The following is an 18,220-nucleotide window of genomic DNA, read 5'->3' as shown; positions in this document are numbered from 1 at the left end:
CTTCGCAAAGGGCGGCCTCGGCCGCCCTTTTTCATGCTCTAATGTATGTCGCGCAAAAGTGACCTCGGTTTTGCGATAACGACATGCATCAAGCAACGACCTAAAGCGCGTCGCGTGAATCCGTTTCGACGCGACGCGCTTTAGACGATGGCCGTCGCGATCAGCCAGAGCGCGGAACCCAGCATCATCAATTGCGCCTTGAAACCCCCGGTCTTCTCCGCGGTCCGCCAGACGGCGACCGTCAGGAAGATGGTGTATGGAACGGGGAGGAAATGCACCGCCAGTACCAGCCAGAGCGGCAGCTTCAACCCGAGCAGGACCAGCGCCAGCGCCGAAGAGGCGACGCTCAAGATCGTCCCGACAAGCAGCATGTCGCGCCAGAACAGCCGGTCGAGCGGCGCTTCGCCCCTCCAGCGTGAGCGCAAGAAGCCGGCTTTGTGATCGATAAGCGCTGTCACGCCCGTGGAGTCGAAGTCACCCATCAATCAAGCCTCGTTGAGCGGAGCGCCGGGGGTTTCGGCGGGATGATGCTGCGAAATTTGATGCTGATGCCGCAGAATCCGCCGCCAAAACCTGTACGATCACAGACACGTGACCCATATCGTATTCTGTCGTTTTCGCCGCAACACCCAGGAGTTCGGAATGAGCGATCAGGTCTACAACGTTCTCTTTCTCTGCAATGCCAATTCGGCCCGCTCGATCATGGCCGAAGCCATACTTAACAAGCTCGGGGCGGGCCGCTTCAAGGGCTATTCTGCTGGCTCGCGACCGAAAGGCACCGTCCATCCCCATGCGATTCAGTTGTTGGAGAGCATGGGCCACGACACGTCGTTTGCCCGGTCGAAGAGCTGGGACGAATTTTCAGGGCCGGACACACCGGAGATGGACTTCGTCTTCACCCTCTGCGACACCACAGCGAATGAAAGCTGTCCGGTCTGGCCAGGCCATCCGATGACCGCGCTTTGGGCTGTCCCCGATCCCTCCAAGGCCAGTGGCACTGAAGCCGAGCAGCATTTCGCTTTCGCCGAGGCCTATCGCATGGTGGGCAACCGCATCGCGCTGTTTACGAACCTGCCGATAACATCGCTCGATCACCTGGCCCTGCAGCAGCGTCTGGATGAGATCGGCCGCGATGGGCGGCGGCGAGCTGAAGGCGCGTAAGCGCAGCGGTAGGCAGTCAATCTTACGGCAGGCCTTCGTCTCCGAGCACCTCGACAACGGCTTCTTCGAAGCGTGAGCATTCCCTCACCAGCCAGTCGGTCATGGCCGGCCAGTTGTCCTCGGCGTAGCAGTTCACCCGCCACATCGAGTTGATGCCGAGACCTTCACAGCTCTGTTCGGGCCTGAGCTTCAGCCTGGCCTCGATCGCCGGCTGGAACGGTTTCAGCCGCGACCAGGACTCCGTGGCGCCGAACTTCTCATTGCGCCCGAAGAAGACGCCGACATGGTTCTGCGCCGGCGCGACATACATCGAAAGGACCAGGGCGAAGTCCGGCAGCCCGCGCTGCCAGAACCACGGCCCGCGCCGCGCGAGCCTTTCCCTTTCTTGCGGGTGCCGTTCGGCGAACAGCGCCCAGAAGCCGCGATGGCGGAACTCCGAGGCGCGACGGCCGCCGAAGTCGAATTCGTTCATGGCCGGTCTCCGGCCATGAGGCTTACGCCATGCCGAGGGCGGCCTTGTAGAGATCCAGGATCGACTCTTCTTCCTGGCGCTCGGCCTGGTCCTTCTTGCGCAGGCGCACGATCGTGCGGATCGCCTTGGTGTCGAAGCCGGTGCCCTTGGCTTCGGCATAGACGTCCTTGATGTCGTCGGAGATCGTCTTCTTCTCTTCCTCGAGCCGCTCGATGCGCTCGATGATGGTGCGCAGCTGGCCGGCGGCTACAGTCTGGCTGGTCTCGGTGATTTCGTCGGCCATTTTTTTCTCCGCGTCTTCTGGAGCCATGGCGATTCCCGCCACGGCGAATTGGAGCGGGTTCCCTGCCCGAGCGGACGCGGCGGGTCAAGACACTTGTCGAGCGGCTGTGGACGGCTGGGCACATCTTAAGGTGCGCCGATATTCAGGTCAGGCCGAGTCGAAAATGGCGGATACCGAGAAGCGCAGGGAAGCCGCCGTTTGCAGGCCGGCCTCGCTTGAATATCGACACACCTCATTTGAAGGCGATCAAGAGATCCTTGGCATCGATCTGGTCGCCGGCCTTGACCAGCACCTCCGCGATCTCGCCGTCGCGTTCGGCGTGGAGCGCGGTTTCCATCTTCATCGCCTCGATCGACAGCAGCACATCGCCAGCCTTGACCGCCTGTCCGGCCGCCACGGCAAGCGCCGACACGACGCCCGGCATCGGCGCGCCGACATGCCCCTCATTGCCGGGCTCAGCCTTGCGGCGCGCCTTGGCGGCGGACGCGCCATGCGCCCTGTCCGGCACCTTGACGCGGCGCGGCTGGCCGTTGAGCTCGAAGAACACGGTGACCATGCCCTTGTCGTCGACATCGCCGAACGCCTGGCAGCGAACCACCAGGGTCTTGCCCTTCTCGATATCGAGGAAGATCTCGTCTTCCGACTTCATACCGTAGAAATAGATCGGCGTCGGCAGCACGCTGACAGGCCCGTAGGTCTCCTGCGCCGCGGCGAAATCGGTGAACACCTTGGGGTACATCAGCCAGGAGGCGAACTCATATTCCGAGAGCTTGCGGTCGAGCTTGCCCTCGATGTCCTTGCGGCTGGCCTTGAGATCGGCTGCTTTCAGCAGCGAGCCGGGCCGCACAGTGATCGGCTTCTCGCCCTTTAGCGCCTTCTTTTGCAGTGCCGCCGGCCAGCCGCCGGGCGACTGGCCGAGATCGCCACGCAGCATCGACACGACCGAATCCGGGAAGGCGATGTCCTTGGCCGGGTTCTCGACATCGGCGACGGTGAGATCCTGGCTGACCATCATCAGCGCCATGTCGCCGACCACCTTGGACGACGGCGTTACCTTGACGATGTCGCCGAACATCAAATTGACGTCGTGATAGGCCTGCGCGACCTCATGCCAGCGCGTCTCCAGCCCAAGCGAGCGCGCCTGTTCCTTGAGGTTGGTGAACTGGCCGCCCGGCATTTCGTGCAGGTAGACTTCCGAGGCAGGTCCCTTGAGATCGCTCTCGAAGGCGGCGTACTGGTTGCGCACCGCTTCCCAGTAGAAGGAGATGCGGCGGATCCACTGCGGATCGAGACCGGGATCGCGCTCGGTGCCCTTCAGCGCCTCCACGATCGAGCCGAGGCAGGGCTGCGAAGTGTTGCCGGAGAAGGAATCCATCGCCGCGTCGATGGCGTCGGCGCCGCTCTCCACCGCCGCCAGCACCGTCGCCGCCGAGAGGCCTGACGTATCGTGCGTGTGGAAATGGATCGGCAGGTCGGTCGCCTCGCGCAGCGCCTTGAACAGCACGCGCGCCGCGGCCGGCTTCAGCAGGCCGGCCATGTCCTTGACGGCGATGATATGCGCGCCGGCGGCCTCCAGTTCCTTGGCCAGCCCGACATAGTATTTGAGGTCGTATTTGGCGCGCGCCGGATCGAGGATGTCGCCGGTGTAGCATATCGCCGCTTCGACCAGCTTGCCCTCGGCGCCGACCGCGTCCATGGCGACCCGCATGTTCTCCACCCAGTTCAGGCAGTCGAAGACGCGGAACAGATCGACGCCGCCGGCTGCCGCCTGGCGGACGAAATGCTGGACGACATTGTCGGGATAGTTGGTGTAGCCGACGCCGTTGGCGCCGCGCAGAAGCATCTGCAGCAGAAGGTTCGGCGCCGCCTCGCGCACCTTGCTCAGCCGCTCCCACGGGTCCTCGGTGAGGAAGCGCATGGCGACGTCGAAGGTGGCGCCGCCCCAGCATTCCAGCGAAAGCAGCTGCGGCAACGCCCGCGCGTAAGTGCCGGCGATGCCGACGATGTCATGCGTTCGCATGCGCGTGGCAAGCAGCGACTGGTGGCCGTCGCGCATCGTCGTGTCGGTGACCAGCACCTGTCGCTGCTCTCGCATCCAGGCCGCGAATTTCTCCGGGCCGAGCGCATCGAGCCTCTGCTTGCTGCCATCCGGGACGTGACCGTTGAGATAGGGAACCACTGGCGCGGCCGCATTCGCCTTCGGCATCGGCCGGCCGCGCGTCTCGGGATGGCCGTTGACGCTGACATCGGCCAGGTAGTTGAGCAGCTTGGTGGCGCGGTCCTGCCGCTTCACCTGCTCGAACAGTTCCGGCGTCGTGTCGATGAACCTGGTCGTGTAGGAATTGTCGGCGAAGCGCGGGTGGTTGATGATCGCTTCGAGGAAGGTGAGGTTGGTGGCGACGCCGCGGATGCGGAACTCGCGCAGCGCCCGGTTCATGCGCGAGATCGCCTCGCCGGGCGTCGGCGCCCAGGCCGTCACCTTTTCGAGCAGCGGATCATAGAAGCGGGTGATGACCGCGCCCGAATAGGCGGTGCCGCCGTCGAGTCGGATGCCGAAGCCGGCCGCCTCGCGATAGGCGGTGATGCGGCCGTAGTCCGGGATGAAATTGTGCTCCGGATCCTCGGTGGTGATGCGGCACTGCAGCGCGTGGCCGTTCAGCCTGATGTCCTTCTGCGCCGGCACGCCCGATTGCTTCGTACCGATAGCGAAGCCGTCGAGGATATGGATCTGCGCCTTGACGATGTCGATGCCGGTTACCTGCTCGGTGACGGTGTGCTCGACCTGGATGCGCGGATTGACTTCGATGAAATAGAACTTGCCGGTGTCGGCGTCCTGCAGGAACTCGACCGTGCCAGCGCCGATATAGCTGGTCTCGCGCGCGATCTTCAGCGCATAGCCGCAAAGCTCCTGGCGCAGCTCTTCGCTGAGATAGGGCGCCGGCGCGCGCTCCACGACCTTCTGGTTGCGGCGCTGGATCGAGCAGTCGCGCTCGAACAGGTGCACGGCGTTGCGGTGGGTGTCGCCCAGCACCTGCACCTCGACATGGCGGGCGCGCTCGATCAGCTTTTCGAGATAGACCTCGTCCTTGCCGAAGGCCGCCTTGGCCTCGCGCTTGCCTTCCATGACCTCGCGCGCGAGGTCGGCCTCGGCGCGGATGGCGCGCATGCCGCGGCCGCCGCCGCCCCACGAGGCCTTCAGCATCACCGGATAGCCGATCGTCGCGGCGAGCTTCTTGACCTCGTCCATGTCGTCGGGCAGCGGATCGGTTGCCGGCACGACCGGCACGCCGACCTCGATCGCCAGGTTGCGCGCGGCGACCTTGTTGCCCAGCCGGCGCATCGTTTCCGGCTTCGGGCCGATGAAGGTGACGCCAGCCTCGGCGCAGGCCTCGGCGAATTCCGGGCTTTCCGACAGCAGGCCGTAACCGGGGTGAATGGCGTCGGCGCCCGACAACCTGGCGACCCGGATCACCTCCTCGATCGACAGGTAGCTTTCGATCGGCCCCATGTCCTTGGCCAGATGCGGTCCGCGCCCGACCTGGTAGCTCTCGTCGGCCTTGAAGCGGTGCAGCGAATATTTGTCCTCCTCCGCCCAGATCGCCACGGTTTTGAGGCCGAGCTCGTTGGCCGCGCGGAACACGCGGATGGCGATTTCGGACCGGTTGGCGACGAGGATCTTCGTGATGGCCAAGGACTGGGCTCCAGCAGCGTAAGGGAAGATGAACCGGCGCAATGATTAGCGTGAAAATGCTGCAGTGCAAACAAATTTGAGCGACACCTAAAACGATTTAAGTCGCTTGTTTGCGTCAAACTGTTATTGCCGTTGTTCGAACACCGTAAGCGGGCGGCCGACGGGCATTCCCGAGCGCGCGGCGCGGAGCTTTCCGGTCGGCCCCACCCGCAAACGAAAATGCCCGGCGCGAGCGCCGGGCATTTCCGAAACGTAGGCTAAAGCAGATCTCGCGATCTGCTTTACGGTTTGCCGGCTTATTTCTCGAAGTAGCTGTACTTGCCGTCGTCGCCCTTCTTCCACTCATAGATGACATAATCAGGACGGGTGATGTCGCCCTTGGCGTCGTAGCCGATGTCACCGATAGCGGTTTTCCAGGTGTTGGCCCTGATCGTCTCCGCAACCTTCTGCGCGTCGTCGGCCGAGCCGGTCTTGGCGATGGCCTGGGCGATGATCTGCACCGCGGCATAGGAGTAGAGCGTGTAGGCTTCCGGCTCGAAGCCGTTGGCGCGGAACTTCTCGACCACTTCCTTGGCGGCCGGATTCTTGCGCGGATCCGGAGCGAAGGTGTTGAGCGTGCCGGCAACGGCGTCGCCCGCGATCGAAGCCAGTTCGTTGGAGACGATGCCGTCGCCCGAGAACAGCGGCGCCTTCAGGCCCTGATCGGCCGACTGACGGATGATCAGACCGGCTTCGGTGTGCAGGCCGCCCCAGTAGATGAGCGTAACGCCGTTTTCCTTCATCTTGGCGATGAGGGCCGAGAAGTCCTTGTCGCCGACATTCACGCCTTCGTACAACACTTCCGTGATGCCGTTGGCGTTGAGGTTCTTCTTGGTCTCGTCGGCGAGGCCCTGGCCATAAGGCGTCTTGTCGTGGATGATGGCGATCTTGGCATCCTTGAAGTTCTTGGCGATGTAGTCGCCGGCCACCTTGCCCTGCTGGTCGTCACGACCGCAGGTGCGGAAGGTGTTCCACATGCCGCGCTCGGTGAACTTCGGGTTGGTCGCGGCCGGCGTGATCTCGAGGATGCCGTTTTCCTGGTAGACTTCCGAGGCCGGGATCGACACGCCGGAGTTGAAATGGCCGTCGACGAACTTGACGCCGTCGGCGACGAACTTGTTGGCGACCGAGATGCCCTGCTTGGGATCGGAGACGTCGTCGCCGATCTCGAGCTTGAGCTGCTGGCCATTGACGCCGCCTGCCGCGTTGATGTCGGCGATCGCCTGTTCCGCGCCCTTCTGCAACTGTGCGCCGAACGCGGCGTTCGGGCCGGTGATCGGACCGGCGACGCCGATCAGGATGTCAGCGGCCCACGCGCTGCCGCTGAACGCGACGAACGCGGTCAGCGCAACGGCGGACAAGAGTGATTTTTTCATTGAAACGCTCCCATTTACGGAGTGGGCGTGGATGATACTTTCATGCGATGCCCACCCTTATCGCAGAAAGCATAGAATGCCGATTTTCAGGCACTTGTCACGCCGATTCATGCCGGAAACGGCGTAATGGTGAACGTCAACCTTTCGGTTTCCAGCTTAATAAGGAAGCTCTTTCATAGAGCCAGTTATACTGTGTGACCATTTGGTTGGTGCGCGTGTATTGATAGCCGAGGAAGCCCAATATCATCAGCACGATGGTATCGATGATATAGTAATGCAGTGAGAACATCGTGCCGTCGAACAAGGCGTGATGGATGAACCTGATGCCGATGCCGAGACCGAGCATGTAGAAGAACAGCTGAACGTAGGTGCTCCAAGTCTGAGCGGCGGCCTTGCCGGTCATCCATGCCGCCCAGCCACCAAGCAGGCAGGTGACGAACAGGAACTGCCAGATCGAGGCTTCTTCGTAGATAATACCTTGCATGATTGATGTCCTCGATCTCAGTGATGTCCGCCTTCGAGATAGGCGGCGCGCACTTCCGGATTGGCGAGCAGTTCCTTGCCGGTGCCGCTCATCGTCACATTGCCGTTGACCATGACATAGCCGCGCGTGGCGAGTTTGAGCGCCCCAAAAGCGTTCTGCTCGACCAGAAACACGGTCAACCCTTGCGTCTTGTTGAGTTCGCGGATGGCATCGAAGATCTGCTTGACGATCAGCGGCGCGAGACCAAGCGACGGCTCGTCGAGCAGAAGCAGTTTCGGCCGCGCCATCAGCGCGCGCCCGATCGACAACATCTGCTGCTCGCCGCCCGACAGCGTGCCGCCACGCTGGCCGATGCGTTCCTTCAGCCGGGGGAACAGCGTGAACACCTTCTCGACGTCCTCGTCATAATGTTTGAGGTTGTCGAGGCTGGCGCCCATCTGCAGGTTTTCCATCACCGTCATGCGCGGGAAGATGCGGCGCCCTTCCGGCGACTGGGCGATACGCAGGCGTGCGATCTCATGCGTCGGCATCTTGGTGATGTTCGTGCCGGCGAAGGTGATGGTGCCGGTGCGGGCGCGCGGCGCGCCGAAGATGGTCATCATCAGCGTCGACTTGCCGGCGCCGTTGGCACCGATCAGCGCCACGATCTCACCCTGGTTGACGCTGACATCGACGCCGTTCAGCGCGCGGATGTTGCCGTAGTAGGTCTCGACACCCTTGATGTCGAGCAGCGTTGTGCCGGCCATTATTTACGCCCTCCACGCGTCGCGGGCTTGGCCGCCACTTCCTTCGCCAGCGTCTTCGCCTGGCCGATCCAGTCTTCGCGGGCAATACGCCCGTCAAAGGCGAGATAGGCCTCCGCCGCCTCGATGTCGGCCTTCTTCCAGGCCGCTATCTGGTCGAAATGGAAGATTCCGTGCTCGTTCAGCTTGCGCTCGTTGACCGGACCGATGCCCTTGATGCGGATCAGACTGTCTGCCTTGCCGCCACGCGGCGCGTCGAGGCGATTGGAGATGCCGCCGGCTTTCGCGGCCGGGGCCTTTGCGGCTGCCTTTTTCGCCGGCGCTTTTGCGGCCGGCTTCTTCGCCGCCGGCTTCGTCGCTGCCGGAGCCGCGGTCGGCTTGCTGGCGATCGCCGCGGCGCGCGCATCGACCTGCGCCGCTTTCGAGGCGCCCTTCGACACCGTGACCCGCTCGCCCTCGTCGGCGTGTTCGACGCTGTCGGAAACCGGCCCGGCCATCATCGAAGCGGAATTGCCCGGTCCGTGCGCCGCATCCGGCCCGGTATCGAGCTGCTCGATGACGTCCTCGTCGCCAACTTCGGTCAGCACGGTCTCGACCTCCTCGTCGTCGACGCCGAGATAGGCGGCGATGACGCGCGGATCGGTGCGCACCGACTGCGGATTGCCGTCGGAGATCTTGCGGCCGTATTCGAGCACGACGACATGGTCGGAGATCTGCATCACCACCGACATGTCGTGCTCGATGAGCAGGATCGAGGTGCCGGTGCTCTTGATGCCCATCAACAGCTCGTTGAGCGCCGCCGATTCCTTCGGATTGAGGCCGGCGGCCGGTTCGTCGAGGCACAGAAGCTCCGGCCCCGTGCACATGGCGCGCGCGATTTCCAGGCGCCGCTGCGCGCCATAGGGCAGGTCGCCGGCGGGATCGTCGGCGCGGTCGACGAGATCGGCCTTGTCCAGCCAGTGCCTCGCGAGCTCGATCGACTCGGCCGAGGCCTGGCGATAGCTCGGAAAGCCGAAGAGGCCAAGAAGCGTATAGCCCGAGGCCTTCATCAGCTTGTTGTGCTGCGCGACCAGAAGGTTCTCCAGCAGCGTCATGCCCGAGAACAGGCGGATGTTCTGGAAAGTGCGCGCCACCTTGGCGCGCGCCGGGATCTCGTGGTTGGGCAGGCGCTCGAGCAGATAGGTCGAGCCGTCGTTCCGGTTGAGAGTGATCATGCCCTCAGACGGCTTGTAGAAGCCGGTGATGCAGTTGAACACCGTGGTCTTGCCGGCGCCGTTCGGGCCGATCAGCGCGGTGATCTCGCCGCGCCTGGCCTGGAACGACAGGTCGCCGATAGCGACCAGGCCGCCGAACTTCATCGACAGATGCTCGACCTGCAGGATGAAGTCTTTCGAGGAAGGGGTCGCGTTCATCAGCCGTGCCCCTCCTTGGTGAAGGAGCTTGAAACCGCTCTTCGCTCCTTCAGGAAGGCTGTCGGTTCTCGGCTGCCGACGAAGCCCCGCGGCTTCCATAGCATGACGATGACCATGGCCATGCCGAACAGAAGCATGCGGTACAGTTCAGGCGTGAAATCGGGACCGAAGACCCGCTTCAGGAAGTCGAGTTCTCGCAACGCTTCGGTGCCGCCGATCATCACCAGTGCCGCTACGGCGATGCCGACCAGCGAACCCATGCCGCCGAGCACGACGATGGCAAGGACTATCGCCGATTCCAGGAAGACGAAGGATTCGGGGCTGACGAAACCTTGCCGTGCGGCGAAGAACGAGCCGGCGAAGCCGCCGAACATGGCGCCGGTGGCGAATGCCGTCAGCTTGGTGGTGGTGGTGTTGATGCCGAGCGAGCGGCAGGCGATCTCGTCCTCGCGTAGCGCTTCCCACGCCCTGCCGACCGGCAACCGGCGCAGCCTGATGGTAACGAAGGCGGTCAAAAGACAGAGTCCGAGGATCAGATAGTAAAGGAAGATCTTGTAATAGGCGCTCGATGTGGCGATGTGCAGCACCTTGGCGATGTAGTTCGGATCAGAGACGTTGAACGACATCAGTCCGAAGAAGGAGACCTTGGGAATGCCGGAAATGCCGGCCGAACCGTTGGTCACTTCGCGCCAGTTGATCAGGACGAGGCGGATGATCTCGCCGAAGGCCAGCGTCACGATCGCCAGATAGTCGCCCCGAAGCCTGAGCACCGGGAAGCCGAGCATGACGCCCCAGAAGGCGGCCATGCAGCCGGCGGCCGGAAGCAGGATCCAGAACGACAGGCCGAAATGCGTGCCGAGCAGCGCGTAGGCATACGCGCCGACAGCGTAGAAAGCGACATAACCGAGATCGAGCAGGCCGGCGAGGCCGATGACGATGTTCAGCCCCCAGGCCAGCATCACGTAGATCAGGATCTGTATGCCGAAATTGTCGACCCACTTCAGAGAACCCTGAAAGCCTCCCGCCATCGATCCTGTCATCAGCGCAAGCACCAGCACGACGACGATCGGATAGAGCGCCAGCGCGCTGATGCCCAACGCCGAGAAGTGGGCGTGGATGAAGGCCCGGAAATAATACATTACCCAGGCGATGGCATAGATGATCGCCAGCGCCCGCACGAAGCGTGCGTAGCCGGCAAGGTCGGGTCCGAGCAGCCCGTCAAGCGAGCCGGCCAGCACAAACAGCAAGGCTGCGACAACGACCGCTGCTATGAAGTAAGGCGTCCTGAAGAAGCGTGCTGCCATGGTGTCGGGCAGCAGGCCTGTGTCGATGTCGGCGATCTTCAGGCTGGCCACGAAGGGCTGGCCATAGGCGATATACAGGAAGCGGCCCAGGGCAGTGGCGATGACCACAATGGCCAGCAGGCCCCAGCGCTGCACCAGGATCAGTTCGTTGCTGATGTTCTGGTCTGTCCTGAGACCGATGAACAGCACGAACAGGCCAAGCGAGATGGCGCCTGCATAGAGCGCTTCGCGAAAAGCGCGCTGGACTGGAGTAGCGACGGTGTCGCGCTCCGAAGACACGGTAACGGCCATGAGATCAGACCTTTTCGACTTCAGGCCGGCCGAGGATGCCGGAGGGCAGGAAGATGAGCACGATCGCCAGGATCGAGAAAGCGGCGACGTCCTTGTAGTCGATCGAGAAATAAGCCGACCACATGCTCTCGATGAAGCCGATGAGCAGTCCGCCGAGCACCGCGCCGGGCAGCGAGCCGATGCCGCCCAGCACGGCTGCCGTAAAGGCCTTCACGCCCGGCACGAAGCCGTCCGAGAACACCACGACGCCGTAGTACATCAGGAACAGCGTGCCGGCGACGGCGGCAAGGGCGGCCCCCATGATGAAGGTGATGGAGATGGTGCGGTCGACGTCGATGCCGAGCAGCGCCGCCATCTTGCGATCCTGCTCGCAGGCGCGTTGCGCCCGCCCGAGCGCCGTCCTGTTGACGAGATACCAGAAGATCACCAGCAGCGCGGCGGTGACCAGCACGATGATGATCTGCTTCAGCGAGATGCTGATGCCGTCGATCGTGTAAACCTGCGACACCATCGGCGGGATCGGCTTGTTGCGCGGGCCTTGCGTGACCTGCACGAAATTGGACAGCGCGATCGACATGCCGATGGCGGTGATCAGCGGCGCCAGCCGGAACGATCCGCGCAGCGGCCGATAGGCCACTTTTTCGATCGTCCAGTTGTAGAGGCTGGTGAGGAGCATCGCCACGATCATCATGATCAGAAGCGCCACCACGACCGGCACCGAATAGAACAATGCGCCAAGGATCAGGAAGACAATGAGCGCGGTGAAGGCGCCGACCATGAAGATGTCGCCATGGGCGAAATTGATCATGCCGATGATGCCATAGACCATCGTATAGCCGATCGCGATCAGGCCATAGATCGATCCCAACGTCAGCCCATTGATAAGCTGCTGGACGAAGTACTGCATATTTATGCGGCTCCCCTGGAATGTCGCCTTTCAGGACGCATTCCTTTTCGTATTTCCCCTAGTCGTAAAGTTTCGAGCCCGGATTGCAACGTGATTTTTCAATCGCTCTGCGTGGTTTGGAAGCACGCCGTCCGATTGCCCGTTTTTTTCGCGCCCGACCCCTGGACTATCGCGGACCGTAGCATTGGCACAACGCAATGTCTTTGACGATTCAACCTTATGATGGGCCTCATGTCGAAGAAATCGGCGTCAAAATAAGTTGATGAGAAGAATTCTTGCAAGAACCGAGGCGCTGCTTTTTGGACCGCCGCGCCTTCCGTTGGGTGAGGTTTGCGTCATCTGTGACGGCCATGTGACGGCGAGACGCCTTCGGCGGAAGGCGTCTCGCCGAAATAGAAAAGCCTTGAAGCGACGTCTCAGCAAGCAGAGCCTCCCTCTCCATTGAGACTGTGCTTTTCGGCCCCCCTCGGGCGACGATCGATGACGACAAGCGCTATTTTCTGACGATGTCGGCTCGGCCTCAGCGGCCGAAGTCAATTCGCCCACTGGTTCCGCGATCAGGTGTCGGCGAAAGCGGAAAGCGAAGCCAAAGCGCATGCCGGCTGATCGTATCAGGTGACGACGAAGCCGTGCGCGAACGGATCGCGGTCGTCGATGAAGATGGTGTTCAGCCCGGTCATGCGGGCCCAGCCGCCGATCGAGGGGATGATCGCCGGCTTGCCGGCGACGCTGACCTCTTTTTCGACCCTGCCCTTGAACAGCGAGCCGATGATGGATTCGTGGACAAAACTATCGCCGGGCTTGAGCCTGCCCTTGGCATGGAGTTGCGCCATGCGTGCCGAGGTGCCGGTGCCACAAGGGCTGCGGTCGATCGCCTTGTCGCCATAGAACACGGCGTTGCGGGCGTCGGCCTCGGCATGCTTCGGCTTGCCGGTCCACAGCATGTGCGACAGCCGGTTGATGCCGGGATTCTCCGGATGCACGAAGGAGTATTTCTCGTTGAGGCGCTGCCGCACCACCGGGCTCCAGGCGATGAGGTCGCCCGCCGAATAGTCGGCCATGTCCCGGTAATTCTGCTGCGGCTCGACGATGGCGTAGAAATTGCCGCCATAGGCGACATCGACGCTGATCTCGCCGAGCACCGGGCATTCGACGGTCAGGCCTTCGGCATAGAGGAAGGACGGCACGTTGGTGATGCGCACCTCCTCGACATACTCGCCGGCCTGTTTGTATTCGGCGATGACGAGGCCGGCCGGCGTGTCGAGCCGCAGCACGCCCGGCGTCTTCGGCTTCACCAGCCCATGCTCGATCGCCATCGTCACCGTGCCGATGGTGCCGTGGCCGCACATCGGCAAGCAGCCCGAGGTCTCGATGAACAGGATGGCGATGTCGCAGTCCTCGCGCGTCGGCGGATAGAGGATCGAGCCCGACATCACGTCATGGCCGCGCGGCTCGAACATCAGCCCGGTGCGGATCCAGTCATATTCGGCGAGGAAATGCGCCCGCCGCTCCATCATCGTCGAGCCCTCGAGCAATGGCCCGCCGCCGGCGACCAGCCGCACCGGATTGCCGCAGGTGTGGCCGTCGATGCAGAAGAAGGATTTCTTGGCCATCATATTCTCTTTTCAGAAACGCTCTGGACGGAATGGGGTGAGATCGAGCGGCGGAGTCTGCCCGACAACGAGATCGCGGATCAAGCGGCCGGTCGCCGCCGACTGGGTCAGGCCGAGATGGCCGTGCCCGAAGGCATAAAAGACATTCGGCGCGCGCGCCGCGCCGATCACCGGCAAGGAGTCCGGCAGCGACGGGCGATAACCCATCCACTCGCGTCCGCCCGACGGGTCGAGCCCGGGCAGGAAACGCTTCGCCTTCTCCAGCATTGCCTTCGACCGCGCGAAGTTGGGCGGCCGCTCGATGCCACCGAGCTCGACCGCGCCGCCGACGCGCAGGCCTGTTTCGAGCGGCGTGATGACGAAGCCATGTCCGGAAAAGATCAGCTGCCGCTTCACGTCGAAGGCGGACACCGGCAGCGTCGTGTTGTAGCCACGCTCGGTTTCGAGCGGAATGCGGTCGCCGAGATTCCTCGCCAGGAGATGCGACCAGGCGCCCGCGGCGATCAGGAGTTTCCTTGCCCTCCGCCTGGTGCCGTCGGCCAGGACGATCGTGGCGCCGTTTGCGTCCGCTTCCACGCGTTCGATACGCGCATGCTCGAAACGGGCGCCGAGCCTCTCCGCATAGGCCCAGACCGCCTTGCCGAGCAGTTTGGGATCGGCGACCGTTTTCCAGCCTGGCACGAAGGTCCCCTTGACGAAGCGCGGCGCCAGACCTGGCTGGAGCGCTGCCATTTCCTCGCCCTCGACATGGCGAAAGCCGATGCCGAAACGCCCGCGCTCGGCCCAGCCGGGCAGCGAGGCACGGAACTCCGCCTCGCTCTCATAGAATTCCAGCGAACCATCCTCGCGCAGCATCGGCCGCGTGCCGGAGCGGTCGAGCAGTCCCATCCATTCGGCTTCGGCGAGCTTCATCATACCGACCTGCGCCGCCAGGCTCGCTTCGTAGTGCTTGGCGGCGCCCGCGCGCCAGAAGCGGATCAGCCAGGGCAGCAGCTTGGGCAGATAGGCCGGCGGGATGGCCAAAGGTCCGAGCGGGTCGGCGAGCCATTTCGGCAATTGCCGGATCATGCCCTTATGCGCCAGCGGCAGCACGTCGGAGAAGGCGAAAGCGGCGGCGTTGCCGGAGCTCGTCTCCTCGCAGATGCCGGTACGATCGAAGACGGTAACGCCGCGACCCGCTTCAGACAGCAGGGTCGCGGCGCAGATACCGACGATGCCGCCACCGATGATGGCGATGTCTTCCCCTTCTCCCCGTTCACGGGGAGAAGGTGCCCGAAGGGCGGATGAGGGGCGGCGCCCCTCCTCGGAATTTTTCTGCACGTGAAGGCTGTTCCCTTATTCGGCCGCCACCAGCTTTTCCGTCGATCGAGGAGAGTTCTGGAACGACGGCAGCTTCGGCCGCACCACCAGCGCATCCCGGACGATCTTCTCGACCGCCTTGCGGCGTTCGCCCGACAGCGGCTGGCGCGGCATGCGCACACGGTCATTGGTACCGATCGCCAGCACTTCGGCAAGCTTGATGTTTTGGACCAGATAGGTGGAGACATCGAGGTCGAGCAAGGGCCGGAACCAGCGGTAGATCGCCAGCGCTTCCTCGCGGCGGCCCTCTCTCATCAGTTGGTAGATCGCTACCGTCTCGCGCGGGAAGGCGGTGACGAGGCCGGCGACCCAGCCGATGGCGCCGACCGACAGCGCCTCGAAGGCGAGATTGTCGACACCGGTGAAGAGGTCGTAGCGGTCGCCGAACCGGTTGATGATCTCGGTCGAGCGGCGGATGTCGTCGGACGATTCCTTGATGGCGACGAAACGCTTGTCCGACGCCAGCTCCTCCATCAGCTCGACGGTCACGTCGACGCGATAAGCGAGCCGGTTGGAATAGATCATCACCGGCAGGTCGCCGGCTTCCGCAACTGCACGAAGGGCGGCGACCGTCTCTTGCGGGTCGGTGTGGTAGATCGGACTCGGCACCACCATCAGCCCATCGGCGCCTTCCTTGGCGGCGCGCTTGGCGATAACAGCCGCCTCGCGCGTGCCGGGCTCGTTGACGGTCAAAAGCACCGGCTTCTTGCCGGCGACTTTCTGCGCCGTCTTCAGCACTTCGATCTTTTCGTCCGGCGACAGCATCGGCCCTTCGCCGAGCGAGCCGCACACGATGATGCCGTCGCAGCCGGCCTCCATCTGCAGTCCGTAGCAGCGCTCCATCTCGGCATGGTCGAGTCGGTCGTCGGCTGTGAATTTGGTCGTGACGGCGGGGAAAACTCCGGTCCACATGGTTTGTTTCTCCGATTGATATATCAGTCGTATATCTATTAAAAGCTGGCTCGTCAATGCTGAATCCACTATGATATATGAAAAATATATCAGGAGCCTGCCATTGATCTCCCCTCTGATATCCGCTGAAACGAACGCGACCTTCGAGCCGGCGGCGACCAAGGCCTACCGCGCGCTGGAGCATATGATCGTCACGCTTGAGCTGGCGCCGTCGAGCTTCGTCACCGAAGGCGCGCTGATCGAGCGGCTGGGTCTCGGACGCACCCCCGTGCGCGAGGCGATCCAGAGGCTCGCCTGGGAAGGCCTTCTCGACATAAGACCCCGCGCTGGCATCGCGGTCGCGCCGCTTCACGCCGGCGACTGGCTGCGGGTGCTGGATGCGCGGCGCGGCATCGAGGTGGTGCTCGCCCGCTCGGCCGCCCGCTTCGTCACGCGCGAGGCCGCCGACCTGTTCCACGAGGCGGCCCTGGCCATGCAGAAGGCGGTGATCTCCGGCAACGTGCTTGCCTTCATCCAGGCCGACAAGGCGCTCGACGAGGCGCTGGCAATCGCCGCCGACAACCCTTTCGCGGCGCGCGTGGCCGCCCCCTTGCAGACGCACAGCCGCCGCTTCTGGTATCGCTACAAGGCCGACACCGGGCTGGCCGAATCAGCCGAGCACCACGTGGCGCTGATCCGTTCCATCCTCGACGGCGACGAGGAAGGCGCCGCCAAGGACGCCAAGAAACTGATGGCGCTGCTGCGCGGTCATGCCGAGGTGGCCGCCACGCGCTGAGCGGGGTCAGCGCCTGCCAGAGGCGTCCTCAGCCGCCGGGTTGCCCGACCGCGGTGGCCTGCGTGTCTTCCCATCCGTCGCCCGCCGCCAGGATGCAACTCTGGCCTTTGACGTCGGTCATCAGGATGGTCCAGGTTCCGCTTGCCGAGACGTACACCTCGAAGATGGCGGCTTGACCGGCCACGCCATATCCCAGCCGCTTCTCCTCGAATGCTTCCGCCAGCCTCGCGACCAGATAGTCATGGCCGCCGCAGATGACTTGCGCCCGCGCCGGGATAGCCGATAGCGCCATCAGGGCGCCAACGACTGCAAGCTTGACCCATCGAAACGAAAAATCGCGTGCCATTGGGCACCTCCTTCGCCTTCGCATTCCGGCAAGGGAGGCACATTCGGCCGCCTCAGTGTGCCGGAGCGCTCCAGGCCGGATTCGACGTCTTCATCACGTCACTCCTTCTGGTTTCCGGTCTGTCCCAGGGAGATCATGACTCCCTGGATTCGATATGGTGAAGCTTCGCTCCGTAAACAAGCGGGGGGCGCTGACAGCCCCTGAGCCGCCCGCAACCAACCCGGGAGCGGACACTCTACGGCGAATTTCTCATGCGCCTGGCATGGCTGCCGCGATCGTAGGGCTGTCCCAGCCCTCGCCCACGGAAAGGATGCAGCTTTGCCCCTTGGTGTCGGAGGCAAGCACGGTCCAACTGCCCTGATCCGACACGAAGATCTCGAGCACGACGTTAGGATTGATCAGACCGCGCCCGGCCTCGCTTTCGTGGAACTTGTCGCCGAGCGCCTTGATGATGTCGGCGCGCGGAGCGCATTGCGCCGCCGCGTTCGCCGACGCCGATCCACCGGTGACCACCGCCGCCGCCAGCATTGTCGCCATAAGAAATCGTGTCATCTGACACCTCCTCGCGCCAGACGCGAACCCCGGCTGCCACCGGCGCTGTTTGATTTGCCTGCACGCATGGCAGGAATACAGCCTAAGACGGAGGGTGGTCTGTTGGTTCCATCACACGGCGATGGAATTATTAGAAGGTGCGGATGCTCTCCTCGCGCGATGCATCAGAATTCATGCACCTGAAGTTGCGCTTCGCCTTTGGCGGCGTGATCTGGACAGTGCAAGGCTGGTGGACGAAAGCCGCAGCATTCCACCTGCATCCACAAAAAGAAGGCGCGGCTTGCACCGCGCCTCCCCAATGTTGGCTTGGACGACCTGTCCGGGCTCAGTTCATCGTCGGGATGACGAATTCCGCGCCATCCTTGATGCCTGCCTGCAGGCCCGCAGCCGAAGGCGAGGACGTGCAAACAGGAAACCGTCCGGCTAAGACCTGTTGATATTCAGGATTCCACATCGGGCTTGATCATGATTCAAGCTTCGGATGGAACGATTCGTGCTGA

18 protein-coding genes are annotated in these 18,220 nt (G+C 63.1%); 3 read left to right on the top strand and 15 right to left on the bottom strand.

Features of this window, described 5'->3' with window-relative positions:
* Nucleotides 1-140 precede the first annotated feature (140 nt).
* Nucleotides 141-482, bottom strand: a complete 342-nt coding sequence (locus FJ424_RS21605) for a hypothetical protein (protein ID WP_140646548.1) — start codon at nt 480-482, stop codon at nt 141-143.
* A 160-nt stretch (nt 483-642) separates the two neighbouring features.
* Between FJ424_RS21605 and FJ424_RS21600 the strand changes: the two genes are divergently transcribed.
* The gene (locus FJ424_RS21600) at nt 643-1,161 is read left to right on the top strand and encodes an arsenate reductase ArsC (RefSeq protein ID WP_140654823.1); all 519 of its coding nucleotides are present in this window, start codon (nt 643-645) and stop codon (nt 1,159-1,161) included.
* A gap of 22 nt (nt 1,162-1,183) precedes the next feature.
* Here FJ424_RS21600 and FJ424_RS21595 read toward each other — a convergent pair whose 3' ends face one another.
* From FJ424_RS21595 to FJ424_RS21540, 12 genes are all read right to left on the bottom strand, one after another.
* Nucleotides 1,184-1,633 carry a hypothetical protein gene (locus tag FJ424_RS21595; protein WP_140654820.1) on the bottom strand — a complete coding sequence of 150 codons (450 nt, stop codon included), beginning with the start codon at nt 1,631-1,633 and terminating at the stop codon, nt 1,184-1,186.
* A 22-nt stretch (nt 1,634-1,655) separates the two neighbouring features.
* Entirely contained in the window at nt 1,656-1,916 is a 261-nt protein-coding gene (locus FJ424_RS21590; protein WP_095767239.1) for a DUF2312 domain-containing protein, read from the bottom strand.
* 232 nt (nt 1,917-2,148) lie between these two features.
* Nucleotides 2,149-5,607: a pyruvate carboxylase gene (pyc, locus tag FJ424_RS21585; protein ID WP_140654817.1), complete on the bottom strand. Its 3,459-nt coding sequence runs from the start codon at nt 5,605-5,607 to the stop codon at nt 2,149-2,151.
* Nucleotides 5,608-5,903: 296 nt separating this feature from the next.
* Nucleotides 5,904-7,022: a branched-chain amino acid ABC transporter substrate-binding protein gene (locus FJ424_RS21580; protein WP_140646544.1), complete on the bottom strand. Its 1,119-nt coding sequence runs from the start codon at nt 7,020-7,022 to the stop codon at nt 5,904-5,906.
* Nucleotides 7,023-7,158: 136 nt separating this feature from the next.
* A complete protein-coding gene (locus FJ424_RS21575; protein ID WP_140646543.1) occupies nt 7,159-7,506 on the bottom strand; it encodes a DUF6867 family protein in 348 nt (115 codons plus the stop codon).
* Nucleotides 7,507-7,523: 17 nt separating this feature from the next.
* Nucleotides 7,524-8,252: an ABC transporter ATP-binding protein gene (locus tag FJ424_RS21570; RefSeq protein WP_140646542.1), complete on the bottom strand. Its 729-nt coding sequence runs from the start codon at nt 8,250-8,252 to the stop codon at nt 7,524-7,526.
* Complete coding sequence (locus FJ424_RS21565) at nt 8,252-9,661, bottom strand: ATP-binding cassette domain-containing protein (RefSeq protein WP_140654814.1); 1,410 nt, start codon at nt 9,659-9,661, stop codon at nt 8,252-8,254. Before FJ424_RS21565 ends, FJ424_RS21570 begins: the two co-directional genes overlap by 1 nt.
* The gene (livM, locus tag FJ424_RS21560) at nt 9,661-11,256 is read right to left on the bottom strand and encodes a high-affinity branched-chain amino acid ABC transporter permease LivM (protein ID WP_140646540.1); all 1,596 of its coding nucleotides are present in this window, start codon (nt 11,254-11,256) and stop codon (nt 9,661-9,663) included. Before livM ends, FJ424_RS21565 begins: the two co-directional genes overlap by 1 nt.
* A gap of 4 nt (nt 11,257-11,260) precedes the next feature.
* Nucleotides 11,261-12,163: a branched-chain amino acid ABC transporter permease LivH gene (locus tag FJ424_RS21555; RefSeq protein ID WP_140646539.1), complete on the bottom strand. Its 903-nt coding sequence runs from the start codon at nt 12,161-12,163 to the stop codon at nt 11,261-11,263.
* Between the two features lie 611 nt (nt 12,164-12,774).
* Nucleotides 12,775-13,776 (bottom strand): 4-hydroxyproline epimerase, encoded by a 1,002-nt coding sequence (locus FJ424_RS21550; protein WP_140654812.1) that lies wholly within the window; start codon nt 13,774-13,776, stop codon nt 12,775-12,777.
* 12 nt (nt 13,777-13,788) lie between these two features.
* Nucleotides 13,789-15,096, bottom strand: a complete 1,308-nt coding sequence (locus FJ424_RS21545) for an FAD-binding oxidoreductase (protein WP_181181680.1) — start codon at nt 15,094-15,096, stop codon at nt 13,789-13,791.
* Between the two features lie 15 nt (nt 15,097-15,111).
* Entirely contained in the window at nt 15,112-16,047 is a 936-nt protein-coding gene (locus FJ424_RS21540; RefSeq protein WP_140654809.1) for a dihydrodipicolinate synthase family protein, read from the bottom strand.
* Between the two features lie 70 nt (nt 16,048-16,117).
* Between FJ424_RS21540 and FJ424_RS21535 the strand changes: the two genes are divergently transcribed.
* Nucleotides 16,118-16,822, top strand: a complete 705-nt coding sequence (locus FJ424_RS21535) for a GntR family transcriptional regulator (RefSeq protein WP_246677320.1) — start codon at nt 16,118-16,120, stop codon at nt 16,820-16,822.
* 28 nt (nt 16,823-16,850) lie between these two features.
* Here the strand turns inward: FJ424_RS21535 and FJ424_RS21530 are convergent, their stop codons facing one another.
* Entirely contained in the window at nt 16,851-17,168 is a 318-nt protein-coding gene (locus FJ424_RS21530) for a hypothetical protein (RefSeq protein WP_140654806.1), read from the bottom strand.
* A 249-nt stretch (nt 17,169-17,417) separates the two neighbouring features.
* Entirely contained in the window at nt 17,418-17,720 is a 303-nt protein-coding gene (locus FJ424_RS21525; RefSeq protein ID WP_140646536.1) for a hypothetical protein, read from the bottom strand.
* A 143-nt stretch (nt 17,721-17,863) separates the two neighbouring features.
* On the opposite strand from FJ424_RS21525, the gene FJ424_RS21520 reads away from it, so the two are divergent.
* Entirely contained in the window at nt 17,864-18,157 is a 294-nt protein-coding gene (locus FJ424_RS21520) for a hypothetical protein (RefSeq protein WP_140654804.1), read from the top strand.
* Nucleotides 18,158-18,220 lie beyond the last annotated feature (63 nt).

This window comes from Mesorhizobium sp. B3-1-8 (assembly GCF_006439495.1).
Taxonomy (GTDB): domain Bacteria; phylum Pseudomonadota; class Alphaproteobacteria; order Rhizobiales; family Rhizobiaceae; genus Mesorhizobium.
The sequence above is the reverse complement of the archived record's forward strand: the minus strand, read 5'-3'. Positions and strand labels throughout refer to the sequence as shown.